The sequence below is a fragment of the Streptomyces geranii genome, from assembly GCF_002954775.1.
Lineage (GTDB): Bacteria > Actinomycetota > Actinomycetes > Streptomycetales > Streptomycetaceae > Streptomyces > Streptomyces geranii.
Genome location: NZ_PJME01000092.1, coordinates 1 through 16,557, shown reverse-complemented (window position 1 = coordinate 16,557; position 16,557 = coordinate 1). Strand labels below are relative to the sequence as shown.

At 71.4% G+C, this 16,557-nt stretch carries 15 protein-coding genes; 7 read left to right on the top strand and 8 right to left on the bottom strand.

The features are described 5' to 3' along the window. Positions 1–344: 344 nt before the first annotated feature. The 3 genes from CW359_RS44280 (at position 345) to CW359_RS44270 (ending at position 3,167) form a co-directional block, all read left to right on the top strand. Positions 345–1,043, top strand: a complete 699-nt coding sequence (locus CW359_RS44280; protein WP_105975933.1) for a DUF4142 domain-containing protein — start codon at positions 345–347, stop codon at positions 1,041–1,043. A gap of 274 nt (positions 1,044–1,317) precedes the next feature. Further along, complete coding sequence (locus CW359_RS44275) at positions 1,318–2,274, top strand: LAETG motif-containing sortase-dependent surface protein (RefSeq protein ID WP_105975930.1); 957 nt, start codon at positions 1,318–1,320, stop codon at positions 2,272–2,274. A gap of 296 nt (positions 2,275–2,570) precedes the next feature. Continuing rightward, on the top strand, positions 2,571–3,167 hold the full coding sequence (locus CW359_RS44270; protein WP_105975929.1) for an HAD family acid phosphatase: 597 nt from the start codon (positions 2,571–2,573) through the stop codon (positions 3,165–3,167). 76 nt (positions 3,168–3,243) lie between these two features. Here the strand turns inward: CW359_RS44270 and CW359_RS44265 are convergent, their stop codons facing one another. Then, positions 3,244–4,248: a nucleoside hydrolase gene (locus CW359_RS44265; protein WP_105975928.1), complete on the bottom strand. Its 1,005-nt coding sequence runs from the start codon at positions 4,246–4,248 to the stop codon at positions 3,244–3,246. Positions 4,249–4,420: 172 nt separating this feature from the next. On the opposite strand from CW359_RS44265, the gene CW359_RS44260 reads away from it, so the two are divergent. Further along, a complete protein-coding gene (locus tag CW359_RS44260; protein WP_198655618.1) occupies positions 4,421–5,431 on the top strand; it encodes a hypothetical protein in 1,011 nt (336 codons plus the stop codon). 7 nt (positions 5,432–5,438) lie between these two features. On the opposite strand, the gene CW359_RS44255 is transcribed toward CW359_RS44260, so the two are convergent. The 7 genes from CW359_RS44255 to CW359_RS45655 all read right to left on the bottom strand — a co-directional run bounded on the left by CW359_RS44255 (position 5,439) and on the right by CW359_RS45655 (position 11,313). Further along, the gene (locus tag CW359_RS44255) at positions 5,439–6,098 is read right to left on the bottom strand and encodes a GAF and ANTAR domain-containing protein (protein ID WP_105975927.1); all 660 of its coding nucleotides are present in this window, start codon (positions 6,096–6,098) and stop codon (positions 5,439–5,441) included. 177 nt (positions 6,099–6,275) lie between these two features. Beyond that, a complete protein-coding gene (locus tag CW359_RS44250; protein ID WP_105975926.1) occupies positions 6,276–6,971 on the bottom strand; it encodes a hypothetical protein in 696 nt (231 codons plus the stop codon). Continuing rightward, positions 6,968–7,585, bottom strand: a complete 618-nt coding sequence (locus CW359_RS44245; protein ID WP_232838879.1) for an RNA polymerase sigma factor — start codon at positions 7,583–7,585, stop codon at positions 6,968–6,970. Before CW359_RS44245 ends, CW359_RS44250 begins: the two co-directional genes overlap by 4 nt. Before the next feature lie 68 nt (positions 7,586–7,653). Continuing rightward, positions 7,654–8,445, bottom strand: coding sequence for a TIGR03943 family putative permease subunit (locus tag CW359_RS44240; protein WP_105975924.1), 792 nt, complete (start codon positions 8,443–8,445; stop codon positions 7,654–7,656). Further along, entirely contained in the window at positions 8,442–9,419 is a 978-nt protein-coding gene (locus tag CW359_RS44235) for a permease (protein WP_105975932.1), read from the bottom strand. The genes CW359_RS44240 and CW359_RS44235 overlap by 4 nt, the downstream gene beginning before the upstream one ends. A gap of 194 nt (positions 9,420–9,613) precedes the next feature. Further along, positions 9,614–10,957, bottom strand: coding sequence for a helix-turn-helix domain-containing protein (locus CW359_RS44225; protein WP_105975923.1), 1,344 nt, complete (start codon positions 10,955–10,957; stop codon positions 9,614–9,616). 134 nt (positions 10,958–11,091) lie between these two features. Next, positions 11,092–11,313, bottom strand: coding sequence for a hypothetical protein (locus CW359_RS45655; RefSeq protein WP_157968751.1), 222 nt, complete (start codon positions 11,311–11,313; stop codon positions 11,092–11,094). A gap of 310 nt (positions 11,314–11,623) precedes the next feature. Between CW359_RS45655 and CW359_RS44220 the strand changes: the two genes are divergently transcribed. The 3 genes from CW359_RS44220 to CW359_RS44210 all read left to right on the top strand — a co-directional run bounded on the left by CW359_RS44220 (position 11,624) and on the right by CW359_RS44210 (position 16,442). Then, positions 11,624–12,898 (top strand): glycosyltransferase, encoded by a 1,275-nt coding sequence (locus tag CW359_RS44220; RefSeq protein ID WP_105975922.1) that lies wholly within the window; start codon positions 11,624–11,626, stop codon positions 12,896–12,898. 4 nt (positions 12,899–12,902) lie between these two features. Then, positions 12,903–15,143: an RNA polymerase recycling motor ATPase HelR gene (gene helR / locus CW359_RS44215; RefSeq protein ID WP_198655617.1), complete on the top strand. Its 2,241-nt coding sequence runs from the start codon at positions 12,903–12,905 to the stop codon at positions 15,141–15,143. A 114-nt stretch (positions 15,144–15,257) separates the two neighbouring features. Beyond that, entirely contained in the window at positions 15,258–16,442 is a 1,185-nt protein-coding gene (locus CW359_RS44210) for a pentapeptide repeat-containing protein (RefSeq protein WP_105975921.1), read from the top strand. Positions 16,443–16,557 lie beyond the last annotated feature (115 nt).

Sequence of the window (16,557 nt, the reverse complement as noted above, 5' to 3'; positions counted from 1 at the left end):
GGACGAGGCCGTCCAGGCCGATTTTTGCCCGCCCCCCCCCCCCCCCAAGCCCCCCCCCCCCCCCCCCCCCCCCCCCCCCCCCCCCCCGCCCCCCCCCCCCCCCCCCCGGGGGGGGGGGGGCGGCCGGGGGGGGGGGGGGGGGGGGCCCCCCCCCCCGGGGATGGGACGGGTAGGGGCGGCGGGGGCGAGGAAACGGCTTGGGTTCATGGTGCACCTTTTGCGTGGGCCTTACGGAGACCAAAGGTTTCCGGGGGGCCGTGCAGCCGTACTTCTGGTCGACGACTTCCGTCGCGACAGCTGGAGGCAAGGTGCGATTCACCCGTAGCGCGACCGGCACACTGTTCGTGGGTGGCGCGTTGGGACTGACGCTGGCCGCGCTCGCCTATCCCGCCATGCTCGGCGTGCAGAACGTGTCCAGTTCGCCCACGCGTGTCATCGCCCAGACCTCCGCCGGGCCGCTGACGGAGGCCGACCGGGACTTCGTGGTGAAGGTGCGGGCGGCAGGGCTCTGGGAGTACCCGGTCGGGCAGATGGCCATCGCCAAGGGGACCTCGCCCGCTGTCGTCACCGCCGGACAGCACCTCGTCGCCGGGCACGCCGCCCTCGACGCGACCGTGCGGCGGATCGCCCCGGTGCTCGGGGTGACCATTCCCAACCTGCCGAGTCCGCAGCAGCAGGGGTTCATCTCCACGCTGACCGCCGACAGCAGGGGCACGCAGTTCGACTCCGACTTCGCCAACATCCTGCGCATCACCCACGGGTCGATCTTCAACACCGTCGCCAAGATCCGCTCCACCACCAAGAACACCCTGGTACGCGCCCTCGCCGACCAGGCCAACACCACCGTCCTCGACCACATCACCGTCATGGAGAAGACCGGGCTCGTCAATTTCGACACCGTGCTCTTCCAGGAGACCACCCCGCCGAAACTGCCCGCCTCCGACGTCACCCCGCCCGTCCCGGCCCCGGGCTCCCCGACCGTCGTCCTCACCCCGCCGCCGAACGTCTCCCCCGGCCAGACCACCAGCCCCACGGCGGGATGAGGCACCCCACCCTCCGAGTGACCGCATGCGCCCCCGGAACACACCGTTCCTTGTGTGGTGGAATTGTGACGACACGCGATCCCCCGCACGAATCTCCTTTGCAATCGGCTGAGTTGACAGTACGGGCCGCAAGATCGACGATGTGGAAACGCTGTGGCGCATTTGACCAATGGGCCAGGCGTTCCTTCGACCACACTCCCCCGGTACGGCCCGGCAGCGACGTGCTGCCCTCCCGCCGTGCCCGGGTTCTCGCCCACGCGAAGATGGGATCCGCATGTCCATAGCGAGACGTGTCACCGGGCTGCGCCTGCTGGGGACGGGCACCGCCGCGCTCGCCCTGTGCGCCGCCTCCGCCTCGGGGGCCTGGGCCACCGGGACGCCCGGTGGCGACGGCTGGGGCTCCAAGACCGACGGCTACAAGCCCGGAACGGGCGCCGGCACGAAGACCGAGACCGACCGCTGCCAGTTCTCCCTCGACGGGAAGAACTTCTTCGACTCGGTCCGGGTCGACGACCAGAACCTCAAGGTCACCGAGGACGGCAAGGTCCACATCCAGGTCCGTACCGCCGGTGACGCCACCACCTGCACGGCCTCCCTGGCCTCGTACCTCGCCCACGGTCCGACCTTCAAGACCTCCGGTGTTCAGGTCTTCGTCGACTTCGACAGCGTGACGGTCAAGCAGGGCCAGACCGACTCGCTCGACATCGCGGTGCCGGACGCGGGCTGCTACGCGCAGATCGACCTCTACCGCGGCAAGGTCAAGTTCGACGGCAAGTTCGACGCCAACGACGGCTTCGAGCACGGTGACGTGCCCAAGGGTCCGGACCGTCCCGTCATCAAGGACAAGCTGATCGCGGCCTGGAACGGCGGCACGAAGGACTGCACGACCACCAGCACCCCGCCCGCCGAGGAGCCCCCGAGCAGCCCGACCCCGACGCCGCCGGCCGAGGAGACCCCCGGTACGCCGACCCCGTCCGAGCCGGTGACCGAGACGACCCCGCCCGCCTCCGAGACGCCGGGCACCCCGACCCCGACGCCGTCCGAATCGACCCCGGAGTCCACCCCGCCGGCCACGCCGACCACCCCGGAGGGCACCCAGCCCCCGCTGGCCGAGACGGGCGGCGGCAGCGCCACCGGCCCGATCGCGGGCGCAGCCGCCGCGCTGCTGATCGGCGGCGCCGCGATCGTCGTGGCGACGAAGCGCCGCAAGGCCTCCCGCACCGGAGCCTGATCCGGCGCGGTAGCACCCGGGTACGACCGCCCCCGTCATACCTGGGTACTACCGACCCGACAGCACCTGGACACGACCGCCCCGGTACCGCTCCCCGTGAGCGTGTACCGGGGCGTCGTCGTTCCAAGTCCCCTTCCCCCAAGGCTCGTTCACAGGTACCTGGGCAGAACATGGGTGTCGCGTCGCCGCGTGGTCTCCCGGATGTCGCCCGTTGCATGCCCGGTGCCAGGAGCGTTGCGGAACGACGGCCACCGGTACGGGACCGGGGCTGCCGTGACCTGAGGAGCGCTCACCCGATGAACCGTCTCACCGCACGCCGTGGAGCCGTGGCCGTCGTGGCCGGGCTCGGCCTGGCGTTCGCCGCCGCCCTGCCCGCGCACGCCGCCGACTCGACCGTCACCGAGGCCCAGTGGCTGTCCGACGTCGCCGCCGTCACCGGCCCCGCGCAGACCTACATCGACAACCGGGCCGCCGCCGACACCTCGGGCGCCGACCTGGCGATCGTGCTGGACATCGACAACACCTCGCTGGAGACCTACTTCGAGGGCGCCGGCACCAGCACGCCCGCCACCCCGCCGGTGCTCGCCCTGGCACAGGACGCCCACGCCAAGGGGATCAGCGTCTTCTTCATCAGCGCCCGCAGCAACCTGTTCAACTCGGTGACCAGGTCCAACCTGACGAAGGTCGGTTACACGGTCGACGGGCTCTACGCGCGCACGGTCGCGCAGTTGCTGACCGAGAGCATCGCCGACTTCAAGACCTCCCAGCGCAAGGCGATCGAGGCCGAGGGCTACGACATCATCGCCAACATCGGCAACAACACCACCGACCTGAGCGGCGGTTACGCCGACACGACCTACAAGCTGCCCGACTACGACGGCCTGTTGTCCTGATCTTTCGACCTTCTGATCTTTCGGCCTTCTGACCTCCCGATCTTCTGGCCTCATGGTCTTCTGAGGTTCTTGGCTGCTATCGGGTCTCTACCGTCTCCAGGTACAGGCGCGCGTACCGCGTCACGTCCACGTCCAACCCCACCTCCACCAGGGCCTGTTCACGCGTGCCGTGGTGGATCTCGGACTCGCCGTGGCGCGGTCTGCGGTCCACTACCGTCTGGCCCCGGGTCGGGCCGGGCGCCAAGGAGACCTCGACTGGCAGCAGTTCGGTCGTCAGGCCCGCCGGGTCGGCGACCGCGCAGACGGCGCCCGCGTCGCCGAGGCCGCCCGGGGCGTCGGGGTCGGTCGTGGCGGCCGGGTGCCGGTGCGCGAGCAGGTCGCCCGCCAGACGCGCGCCCGGTTCCGCGCTCGCCCGCAGCCGTCGTACATCCGCGGCCGGTACGACTACGCGCTCGAAGACGTCCAGGCCGTACATCGTGATCGGGACCCCTGCGGTGAGCAGGATCGCGGCGGCCTCCGGGTCGTGCCACACGTTGAACTCGGCGACCGGGGTGGCGTTGCCGGTGGTCACCGCGCCGCCCATGAAGACGATCCGTTCGATGTTCCGGGTCACCTCGGGGTACGTACGCAGCAGCAGGGCGATGTTGGTGAGCGGCGCGGTCGGTATGAGGGTGACCGGGCGGGGGGAGGCGAGTATCTCGCGGCGCAGCAGGGTCACCGCGTCCACGTCGACGGCGGTACGGGTGGTGGGCGCCGGTAGGCCGAGGTCGCCCATGCCGTCCTGGCCGTGTACGTGGGAGGCGTGCCGGGCGGGCTCGATCAGCGGGCGGGCGGCGCCGCGCGCGACGGGCAGGTCGGGGGCGCCCGCCCGGTCGAGGACGGTGAGGGTGTTGCGTACGACCTGGTCGACGTCCGTGTTCCCGGCCACGCAGGTGACCGCGCGGAGGTCGAGTCCGGGGTGGCGTACGGCGAACAGCAGGGCCAGGGCGTCGTCGACACCGGTGTCGCAGTCGATGATCACGGGGATGGGCTGGGCCGTACTTCCTTGCCGGGCAAGGGGGTTGGGCTGGGCGGTCGTCACAGTGGGGCTCCTTTCCCGGCTGCACAGGCTGCCACGCCCTTGTTGCCGTCAGGAGACGGGGTCTGCGGGGTGCCGCTCACCCGTACGGCCCGGCCCGCTGGTGGGAGTGCCCGGGCGGTGGTGCCGTCGGAGGAGGCATCCGACGTACCGGCACTTCTGGAGGAACCCCTTGATGACCCGTCGGCCCTCTCCCCGTGCGGTACGTCTGCTCGCCTCGGCCATCGGGATGGGCACCCTGCTGACGATGGCCGCGTGCATGCAGGACGGCGACGGGAACGGCGGTGCCGGGGGCAGCACGGAACGCCGGCAGGCCCGCCCGGCCGCCGCCTCCCCCGCCGCCCGGCCCGCCTCCGCCGTACCGACCGCGCCCGCTGCCCTCACCGACGTCCAGGCGCAGAGCGCGCTCCTCACCGACGCCGACCTCGGGGCGCCCTGGACCCCGACCGAGGGCGCGGCGCTCTGGCGGGACGCGCTGCTCAAGGCGACGACGGACAACGCCGACTGCGGACGACTCCTCGACGCCGTGTACACGGAGGAACTGCTGGGCGAGCCGACCGGCGCCCGCGCCGTCGCCGGTTTCGACGACTACGACGACGGCACCCAGCTCCGCTACCAGGTCACCGCCGCCCACCGCGCCGACGTGGACAAGGGGCTCGCCTGGCTGAAGACGATGCCGCAGAAGTGCGCCAGCTTCACGGCGACCGGCCCGCGCGGCGACCGGCGGGAGGTGCGGGTCACGGAGGTCGGGCTGCCGGAGGCCGGGGAGGCCAGACAGGGGTTGCGCCTGTCGACGCGGGGCGAACTCGACGGTGCTCCGGCGACGCTCACCCTGGACCTCGCGGCAGCGCGGGTCGGCGACGACGCGATCCTCGTCACGAACGGCGGCCTGGCCGAGCCGCGCACGGAGTACACGGTCCATGCGCTGCAGGTGGGCGCGGACCGTCTCCGCCAGACCCGCCAGGAGCCCCCGGCCCCACCGCAGACACCCGTACAGGAGCAGGGCCAGAGTCCTTCACCGACTCCGGCGTCTACGCCCACCTCGGCGCCGGTTCCGCCGCAGCAGGAGGACGTGCAGGAGGAGGACGTACAGGAGGACTTGCAGGAGCCCGAGACAGAAACAGACACGGACGCAGACGCAGACGCGGACGCGGACGCGGAGTCGTCTGATCAGGGCGTGTACTGAGCTGTTCTCACTCGCCGTCGAGCCGGCTCCGGCGGCCCAGCACCTCCCTGGCCACCACCAGCACCGTACGGCCGTGGGCGAAGGCGTGGGCGCGGAGGCGGGCGAGGGCGTCGTCCGGGCCGATGCCGAGCTGGGCCATGACCATGCCGGCGGCCTGGTGGATCTCGTCGGGCTCGCCGACCAGCCCGTGGCCGTCCAGCCGGGCCCTCCTGGAGAGGTCCATCAGCGACACGGTCACCAGTCGTGCGACGCATCCGGCCGTCCACAGTTCGTCTGGCGTCAACTCGCCCGCGCTGTCGCGGTAGAGGTCGAGGGTGCCGACGCGGACCCGCTCGGTGCCGAGCGGCAGCGCGTACACCGCGCGCACGCCCGCCGCCGTCGCCTGCTGGGCGAAGACGGGCCAACGGCGCGCGTCCCGGCCGGAGTTCAGGTCGCAGGCGAGTACGGGGGTGCCGGAGGCGGCGGCGCGGAGACCGGGCCCGTCGCCCAACGTGACCTGGATGTCGGCCAGTCGGGCGGCCAGGTCGTCGGTGGCGGCCAGCCGCAGCGGGACCCCGTCGGCGCACAGCGACACACTCGCACCGGCGACCGGCAGCAACTCGACGGCCACGGCGCAGAGTCGGGCGGGCAGCTCACCGGGGCGGCAGTCCCGTGGTCGCACGGTCATCGCCTCCCTGGGCCCCTCGGGGCTTCCGGGTACCCAGGGAAGCGGTTCTATGCCACGCACCACCCGGCATTCCGATCTCAGCCGACGGCGACCGCCTCCCTCGTACGGGGTGTAGGGGTTGAGGCGGGGGAGGAGGAAAGGGACCGCTCTCCGTCGCTTCTCCCGCTGCTTCTCCGGTTACTTCTCGAACGCCTCCCGGAACATGGCCCTCGCCTCGTCCGTGGCCTCGGTCGTGCCGCCGCAGACCGGGACGGTGCCGCTGTTGGCATCGGCGGTGACGAGGTAGTGGCCGCCGAGCGGGAAGTCCGGGGCCTCCGGGTTGCCCTTGTCGCTGGTGAGGCGGACCTCGTCGGTGGGGTTGGCCAGGTTGGGGTCGAGGCGGTACCAGTGGTCGACCCGGAGGACCACGCGGTCGCCGTCCACGGCCGTCACCGTGCCCTCGAAGGCGAGGTCGTGGCGGCGCAGGGAGTCGGGCGTGGGCGCCGCGCACATCGGGGCCACCGAGCCGCCGTCCGCGAGGGCGAAGGTGAGGGGTTCGAGCCCGGGCACCTGGCCGCCGCCCGCCGCATGTGCCCCCGCCTTGTCCGCCGTACCCTCTCCACCCTGCGCGACGCCCCAGGTGACACCGCCGCCCACCACCAGCAGGGCCGCGAACGCCAGGGCCGGTACGAGGCGTCGGCGCGGCGCTCCTCGCAACGGGCCGGCGGTCGCGGTTGTCGTCTTTGAACTCGCAGCACTCGCAGTACCTGTAGGACTCGTAGGACTCGTGCTCATCGTGGCCTCCACAAGACGGGTGACGTCGGGTCGTGGAGCCTTCGAGGTCCGTACCGGGTCCGTGGCCTTCAGCTGGGCCAGCAACTCGTCGTCGTTCACCGACTGCTCCTTCCGATTCCGTTTCCGGTTTCTTGTCCTTCGTCCGTCTCATGTCCGGGGCGTGGGGCGGTCTTTCGTTCCAGTTGGGCCGCCAGTTTCTTTTTCGCGCGGTGCAGCCGGATGCTCACGGCGTTCGCGCTCAGACCGGTCACCTCGGCGATCCGGCTCGGGGGCAGTTCCTCGTACGCCCAGAGGAGGACCACTTCCCGGTCCAGCGGCCGGAGTTGGGCCAGTGCGGTGTGCAGGGCCGTGTGGTCGGGGTCCTCCGTCTCCCGTGTCTGCCTCGCCGTGCCCGCCGCCGTCCATGTCAGGCGTTCCAGCAGGGAGCGTCTACGGCGGTCCGCGCGGCGGGCGTTGGACAGGCAGCCCCGGGCGACGCCGTAGCACCAGGGCAGTACGGCGTCGGGGTCAGGCGCGTGCCCCGGCGCCTCCAGGCCCGGCACCTCCGCGATCCGGCGCCACAGCACCAGCAGCGTCTCCGAGAGGACGTCGTCGACCTGGTCGGGGTCCGCGCGCCGCAGCAGATAGCGGTGCAGCGGCTCGGCCACGACGTGCGCCAGCGCCTCGAAGCGGGCCCGCTGATCCCCGGTGGCCCTCTGTTCCGTCTCCGTCATGGATTCCACGACCTGCCCTGTCCGGCAACCGGGGAATCCTTTCACTCTCGCTCAGCCAGGAATGCCGGTCATCGTTTCTCGTACGGGTTCGACGGCTCCGCGACCTTCTTCACCGACTCGGCGGCCAGTACGGGCGGCCAGGCCGCGTCCGACCCCAGCTCGCCCTTCGGCACCCAGGTCCCGGTGACCGTGACCCAGGTGTCCGTGACCGGGGCGTCGGCGTCGCGGATCTCGACCTTGCCCGCGGACGCGTCGGCCGCGCAGCAGGAGACGAGGAGGCGGGTGACGTACCAGGCACCGTCGTCCCCGTGGGTGACGAAGCCGGTCAGCCGGAGGGTACGGCCCTTCAGGGACCGTCCGCTGTCGAAGATCGCCCGCGAGCCGAACTCGCCGACCGTCAGCTCCAGCGGGTCCCCCGCGGGCAGCGCGGGGAAGGTGCCCACGCCCTGCGCGGCCCGCTGCGCCGCCTCCCGGTCCGCGCTGTACGAGCCCAGGGCGGGCGGCGGGAAGAGGAGCAGGGCGAGGGCGGGGAGGGTGAGCAGCCAGGCCACCGGGGGCCCGTACCCATGCCCGTGACTGTGACTGTGACTGTGACTGTGTCCATGGTTGTGCCCGTCGTCACCGTCGTGCCCGTGACCGTCGTCGCCACCGTCATCGTCGTGCCCGTCATGGCCCTCCGCCCCCCGCCGCTGCGCCACGACGGCCACCGCCCCCAGCACCACCAGCACCACCCCGGACACCACCAGGTACGGCCGCAGCCCCGCCTGCACATACCGCAGATACAGCTCGCTGAAGAGTGAGATCCGCAGCACCGCCCCGCCCGTGAGCAGCAACAGCACGGCACCCCCGTACCGCCTCACAACAACCACCACCCGACGACGACGCTGCTGGCGACCGCGACCACCCACGTCACGGACGAGAACCGGACGGCGAAGGACCGGCCGAAGGTGCCCGCCTGGAGGGCGATCAGTTTCAGGTCGACCATCGGGCCGACCACCATGAAGGCGAGCCGGGCGGTGGGCGAGAAGCCGCTGAGGGAGGCGGCGACGAAGGCGTCGGCCTCGCTGCACACGCACAGCACGACCGCCAGTACGGCGAGCAGCAGCACCGACAGCCACGGCGAACCGGTGAACAGGTCGAGCACGGATCTCGGTACGACGATGTTGAAGGTCGCCGCGGCCCCCGCGCCCAGTACCAGGAAGCCGCCGGCGTGCAGGAAGTCGTACTGGAGCCCGGGCAGGAACCCGCGCCAGCCGGGGCCGGAGGACCCGCCGCCCCCCGCCCTCGGCCTCGGCAGCCACTTCCCCCGGCCGAACCGCGCCCACAGCCACCCCATGACCACCGCCGTGGCGAGGGAGGCGACCAGCCGGCCGAGGACCATCTGGGGCTGGCCGGGGAAGGCGATCGAGGTCGCGACGAGCACGACGGGGTTGATGGCGGGGGCGGAGAGGAGGAAGGCGAGCGCGGCGGCCGGGGCGACCCCGCGCCGCATCAGACTGCCCGCCACCGGCACGGACGCGCACTCGCACCCCGGGAGTACGACCCCGGCCGCGCCCGCGATCGGCACGGCGAGGGCCTGGTTGCGCGGCAGCAGCCGGGTGAAGACCTTCTCCGGTACGAAGGCCCCGATCGCCGCCGACACCAGGGTGCCCAGCAGCAGGAAGGGCACGCCTTGTACGACGATCGCCGTGAACACCGTCCACCAGGCGGCGACGGCGGGTGTGTACAGGTCCATCGCGAAGGTCGGCCCGAGGACGGAGGCGACGGTCACGATGGCGATCAGCGCGATGCCGCCGACGACGGTGTACACGAGGGCGCGTACGGCGAACCGCAGCCCGTCGACGACTCGCGCCCCGCCGCCGTAGCCGCCGTAGCCGCCGTAGCCGCTGTGGCCGCTGTGGCCGCGGTAGCCGTCGTACCCACCGTGCTCGCCGTGCTCGCTGTCCACGCGCTCCGTACCGTCCCGGTGAAATGTCCAGAGGTCCGGCCGAAGGTTAACCGGCGGCACTGTGCGCCACCGAGGCTTCGTCAAAGAGGGGGCTGTGCGGGCGCCGGGCCCAGTGTGGTGGTCCCCGGGGCCGTACGATGCCCCAGCCCCGTCCGGTAGGCGTCGAGCGCGGCCTCGACCCGGCCCGTCCGGCGGAGCAGATCGCCGAGCAGCCGGCACAGGTCGGCGAGGTCACCGGCGGCGCCGGCCCGCTCCAGGACGCTCAGCGCGCGGACGTAGTGCTCCTCCGCCTTCTCGGTGTCCCGGGCGTCCTCGGCGATGATGCCGAGCAGCCGGTGGGCGGCGGCCGAGTGGACGGCGCCGCGCTCCGAGGAGAGGTCGCCGAGCACGTCGTGCAGCAGCGTCGCCGCCTCCTCGGACTTGCCGCGCCGGTGCAGTACGTCGGCCAGCTCGACGGTGACCTGACTGCTGTAGAGGGCGGCGCGCTTGGCGGCGAGCATGGCGTGCGCCTGCCTCAACTCCCCCTCCGCACGGGCGAATTCCCCCTGCTGGGCGTACAGATACCCGCGCATCCAGTGGCAGTTGGCCAGCTCGGTACGGATCTGCAGCTGCCGGTACAGCTCGGCGGCCTTGGCGAGCGAGGCGTCGGCCTCGGCGTACCGCCCCTCGGCGAGCATCGTGCGGGCGACCTGGCGGTGCATACGGGCGACCAGCGCGGGGTCGCTCACCTGCGGGGCGAGCGCGAGGGCGAGTTCGGCGGCCTGGGCGGCGCGGGCGTGGGCGCCCATGTCCATGTAGGGGGCGATGGAACTGGCGTAGAGCGGGAGCAGCGCGTCGGGATCGTGCAGCCCACTGCGATTCAGCTCATCGATGGTGGACTCAAGAAGGTATACGGAGTAACGGAGTTCACCGGCGAGGTAGTGAGCGACGGCCCGTCCCCGCAGAGCGGGCACCCGCCCGGTGAGCGGCCCGTCGGCCAGACATCCCTCAGCCAGCTCGAAGTACCCCTGGGCGGCGGCGAGATCGCCGTTCTCCACCCCGCACTCGCCGAGCCCGAGCAGCGCGGCGGCCTCCTCGGGCAGCAACCCGAGCCGCGCGGCTTCCTCCCGCAACTGCCCGTACTGCTTGGCCGCGGCCTCGGTCTCGCCGGTGGCGAGGGTGCGCTGGGCGTCGGTGAGCCGCAGCCGGAGGTCGGTGGCCAGATGGGCGGGCCGCCCGGTCACCAGCTCCTCGTACGCCACCCCGAGCCGCTCGGCGATGTGCCTGAGCGCCTCGTCGGAGGCCCGCACGCGGCCCGCCTCCACGGTGGAGACGTACGCGGGTGTGTAGGCGGGCTCCGCCAACTGCCGCTGCGTCAGCCCCTGCTCACTGCGCAGCCGCTGCACCCTACGCCCGATGACCTCCGGGTCGTCGCGCTCCGCCATCGCCCAACTCCCCTGCGCCTACTTGCCGTTGAGGTCCGTCAAGCTCTACGTTAAGCCACGAGTTAAGCACGCTTAATACATCACTGTTATCGCTGTTGTTACTGCTGTCTCAGCTGTTGTTGCTGTCTTAGTCGTCATAGCTGTTGTTGCGAGGTTGCCGTGCTCTCATACACCAGAGCGATCTGCGCGGCGATCGTCGCCGCCGCCACACTCATCATCGCAGCGAACGCGGGCCCGGCCCGAGCGGCGGAGCCGCAGCGGGCCGGGCAGGCGCGGGTGCAGGTACAGGTACAGGAGTACGTGTTGCGGAGGTAGGGCGGCACGACGTTCGTCATGACGACGTCGGTGACGGTCATGCTGATGCAGGCGGCCGGGCTACTCCACCGTGTCCAACTCGAACCCGAGGGGCGCAGGGCCGGGCGGCGACACACAGACCTCTCCCTCGACCAGTTCCACGCGCCAGCCCTCAGGGGCAGCGGCAGCGGTACTGAACACAGCTGCCAGAAAACAGTAAAGGCAAGGAGTCCGGAACTCCTTGCCATACTCAAGGTATAGCGCACAGGGGGGCTTGCGGCAAGGCCCCCTCTGTCCCGCAGAATCTCCCGCCTAGGCCGGTGTCCGGGGCTTTACCCAGGCCGGATCGTCGCTGAAACGGGGAGTTTCTACGTGCGTGTGTTGCTGTCCACCTATGGGTCTCGCGGCGACGTGCAGCCCATGGCCGCGCTTGCCGTCGCGTTGCGCGGGCTCGGTGCCGAGGTTCGGGTTTGTGCGCCCTCCGACGAGGAGTTCGCGAAGTTGCTGGCCGGGGCCGGGGTGGAGTTCGTGCCGGCCGCCGATCCCGTGCGGACCGTCGTGACCGGGTCCGCTCCCATGGCGCCGGAGGCCCTGCCGCAGCGGGCCGCCGCCATGACCGTCGCCCAGTACGAGGCCGTGCTCGCGGGCAGTGCCGGGTGCGATGCCGTCGTCGCCACCGGGCTCGTGCCCGCCGTCGCCGCCGCCCGGTCCGTCGCCGAGACGCTCGGGGTCCCCTTCTTCTACGTCGCCTTCTTTCCGACCATGCTGCCCTCCCTCCACCACCGGCCGCACGCCCTGCCCGGACGGCCCTTCCCGCCCGGCGAGACCGACAACCAAACCCTCTGGGACATCAACTCCGAGAACTTCAGGCTCCTTTACGGGCCCGGCATCAACGCCCATCGGCAGGCCCTGGGGCAGCCGGTCGTGGACGACGTCGTCCGGCACGTCTTCACCGGGCGGCCGTTCCTCGCCGCCGACCCGGTTCTCGCCCCTTGGCCCCAGTCCTCCGACCTCGACCTCGACCTCGACCTCGATGTCCTGCAGACCGGTGCCTGGCTTCTCTCCGACGAACGTCCCCTGCCCGCCGACCTGTTGGCCTTCCTCGACCGTGGTGAGCCGCCCGTGTACGTCGGGTTCGGCAGCATGCCCATGCGGGGTGCGAGCGATGTCGGTCGTGTCGCCGTCGAGGCGGTGCGTGCGCAGGGGCGGCGGGTGGTCGTCGGGCGTGGGTGGGCCGATCTCGGGCTCGTCGATGAGCAGGGCGACTGTTTCGTCGTCGGCGACGTCAACCACCAAGCCCTCTTCCCCCGTACCGCCGCCGTCGTGCATCACGGCGGTGCCGGTACCACCACCACCGCCGCCCGCGCCGGTGCGCCGCAGGTGATCGTGCCGCAGCTCGTCGACCAGCCCTACTGGGGCGCCCGCGTCGCCGAGTTGGGCGTCGGCGCGCTGCACGACGGGCCCACGCCCACCTTCGACTCCCTCTCCGCCGCGCTCATCGTCGCCCTCGCCCCCGAGACCCGCGCACGGGCCACCGCCCTCGCCCCCACCGTCCGTACCGACGGCGCGAACATCGCCGCCCGTCGACTGTTCGACCTCAACCTCAACCTCGATCACGACCACGACCACGACCACGATCGGAGCTGATCCCGTGCCGCCTCAGCCCACCGCCACCACCGCCACCACCGGTGCCATCAGTGCCTTCGATCTTCCCGAGCGGCTGGCCGCCAAGGCCGAACCCCGCCTCATCTCCCGCGACGAGCGGCACTTCGCCGCCATCGCCGAGTGTCTGGCGCAGACCGTCGCCGAGCTTTCCGGGCGGCTCGACGTCGTGCGCCGGGCCCCGGGCGGTACCGGGCGCGACGCCATGGACCGCGACACCGAGATCCACCAACTCACCGCCCGACTGCGCGCGTTGCGCCGTTTCGGGCTCGACCTCTGTCTCGGGCACATGGTCACCGCCGACGACCCCGACCGGCCCGTGTACGTCGGACGACTCGGCCTCACCGACAGCGGTGGGCGTCGGCTGCTGCTCGACTGGCGTTCCCCCGCCGCCGAGCCGTTCTTCGGCGCCACCCACGGCAACCCGATGGGGCTGGCCAGCCGACGACGTTACCGCTGGACCGACGGGCGGATCGGCGACTACTGGGACGAGGTGTTCGTGGCGGGCGAGTTCGACGAGCACTCCGCCGCCCTCGACGACCAGTCCGCCTTCATCGCCAGCCTGGGTGGCAACCGTTCGCCGCGCATGCGGGACGTCCTCGGCACCATCCAGGCCGACCAGGACGCCATCATCCGTGCGGGGTCCCGGGGCGCGCTCGTCGTCGACGGCGGGCCGGGCACCGGCAAGACCGTCGTCGCGCTGCACCGTTCCGCGTATCTCCTCTACGCCGATCCCCGCCTCGGTCACCAACGTCGTGGTGGCGGTGTGCTGTTCGTCGGTCCGCATCGGCCCTATCTCGCGTACGTCGCCGATGTCCTCCCCAGCCTCGGCGAGGAGGGCGTGCAGACGTGCACCCTGCGGGACCTCGTCGACGAGGGGGCGTCGGCGGCCGTCGAGGCCGACCCCGCCGTCGCCCGCCTGAAGTCGTCCGTGGAGCTGGTGCGGGCGATCGACAAGGCCGTCGCCTTCTACGAGGAGCCGCCCACCCGGGGGATCACCGTCTCGACCCCCTGGTCCGACCTCCCGCTGACCGCCGGCGACTGGGCCGTCGCCTTCGAATCGGCCCCCGGCGTCCCCCACAACGAGGCCCGCGACCAGGTCTGGGAGGAACTGCTCACCATCCTCACCGAGAAACACGAGGAGGCGTACCAGGAGGCCAACCCCGACAACGACGCCCCCGGCGTCTCGCCCGCCCAGCTCCGCAAGTCCCTCGCGCGGGACGGTGAGTTGCTCACCACCTTCAACCGCGCCTGGCCACTCCTCGAAGCGAGCGACGTGGTCGGCGACCTGTGGTCCGTCCCCGCCTATCTGCGCATGTGCGCGCCCTGGCTCGGCCCCGATGACGTACGGACACTGCAGCGCGCCGACGCCCACGCCTGGACGGTGTCCGACCTGCCGTACCTCGACGCGGCCCGCCAGCGGCTCGGTAACCCGGAGGCGGCCCGGCGCAAACGTCGGCACGACACCGTCCTCGCCGCCCAGCGCGAGCGCATGGACCAGGTCGTCGACAACCTCATCGACGCCGCGTCCGCCTCCGGCGCCGACGGTGACGAAGGGGTGGGGCTGGTCCGGATGCTGCGCGGCCAGGACGCCAAGGTCAGCCTCGTCGACGAGTCCGAACTCCGCACGGCCGAACCGGACTTGCTCGCGGGACCGTTCGGACACATCGTCGTCGACGAGGCGCAGGAACTGACCGACGCGGAGTGGCAGATGCTGCTTCTGCGGTGCCCGTCCCGGAGTTTCACGATCGTCGGCGACCGCGCCCAGGCCCGCCACGGCTTCACGGAATCCTGGGAGGAACGGCTCGGACGGATCGGCCTGGACCGCGTCACCATGGCCTCGCTCAGCATCAACTACCGCACCCCGGAAGAGATCATGGCCGAGGCCGAGCCGGTCATCCGCGCCGCCCTCCCCGACGCCAACGTCCCGACATCCATCCGCAGCGGCGGCGTGCCGGTCGTCCACGGTTCGGTGTCCGACCTGGACGAGGTCGTGGACACGTGGCTTGCCTCGCACCCGGACGGCATCGCTTGCGTGATCGGTGACGCCGGTTACGAGGCGACCTCCCGCGTCCGTTCACTCACACCCGAGCTGTCCAAGGGGCTCGAATTCGACCTGGTCGTGGTCGTCGAGCCCGAGTCGTTCGGGGCGGGGATCGAGGGGGCGGTGGATCGGTACGTCGCGATGACCCGGGCTACGCGGCAACTCGTCGTTCTGGGGGCGGGTTAGGGCGCGGGGTCGTTTTCCTGGGGGCTACGTGCCTGAACCGGGTCCGGGCGATGGCGCGTCCCTGCTTGTGTGCCGGCCCGGCACCTCGATGCCCATCTGTGGAGCCGCCGCACCATGAGCACACCCTTACCGCCCGTGTGGCTGCACTGCGGACACGGAGCGGATCCGGCCGACGATCCGGTCGGCTGCCGCGGCGCCCACGTCCCCGGCCATACGGCCTGCCTGGCTCACCTTCCCGAGACTTACCGCATCGCCTACCTGCGCGGGCTTGCCCCGGGTGCGGACATCGACCACCGTGGCACTCCCTTCAGCGAGGAGCTGTTGGAGATCCTCCTTACCGCCCTCAACGATCCCTCCACTGGCAAGCCCAGGGTCGGCGCCGCCTGGTTCAACGACGCCCAGTTCACCGGCAACGCCAGGTTCGACGGGGCACAGTTCACCAGCGACGCCAGGTTCAACGGCGCACAGTTCACCAGCAGCGCGTGGTTCGACTGGGCACAGTTCACCAGCAACGTGTGGTTCAACGACGCGCACTTCGCCGACGAGGCCTTCTTCAACGGAGCACAGTTCACCAGCAACGCCAGGTTCAACGGCGCACGGTTTGAGGGTGTACCTGTGTTGGGGCCATTGGTGTGTGCGAGGCAGGTGGTCTTGTCACACGCGGTGTTTGTGCTGCCAGTGACCTTGGAGCTAGCCGCAAAGGAGGTGGTGTGTAGGCGGACGCGATGGGAGTCGACGGCGACCGTACGGGTGCGGTACGCGGCCGTGGACCTCAGTCACGCGGTCCTGACCTCCCCTGTCGCGGTCATCTCCCACCCCACCCCTTTCACCGACGGAAGCAACTCCCTGAGTGAGGACCTGCTCACAGGCCCCGACCGCGTACAGATCACCTCCGTACAGGGCGTCGACGCCGCCCACCTGGTGCTGACCGACACCGACCTGACCGACTGCCTGTTCTCCGGCGCCTTCCACCTCGACCAGATCCGCCTGGAAGGCCGCACCACCTTCGCCGAGGCCCCCACCGGCTGGCACCACCAAGGCATCGGGCCCATCCGCTACACCCGCCGACGAGTCCTCGCCGAGGAACACCACTGGCGTGCCCACAACGCCGCCGCTTCCACAGGTACCGCTCCGCTACCCCACGGGTGGCGCCCCGGGCCACACCCCACCGACCCCGCCCGCACCCCCGACCCCGAAGACGTCGCCGCCCTGTACCGGCAGCTGCGCAAAGCCTTCGAGGACGGCAAGAACGAACCCGGCGCCGCCGACTTCTACTACGGCGAGTGCGGTGCGGCCTGAAAGCCGCTCAGGTCCAGTGAAGACATTCCAGAGGAAGGAGATCTTCCCCGCCAAGTGACCAAGGTGGCGGGCCCCCGGCGAGGCGTGCAGGACTGGTAACGGACCTGTGCGAAGC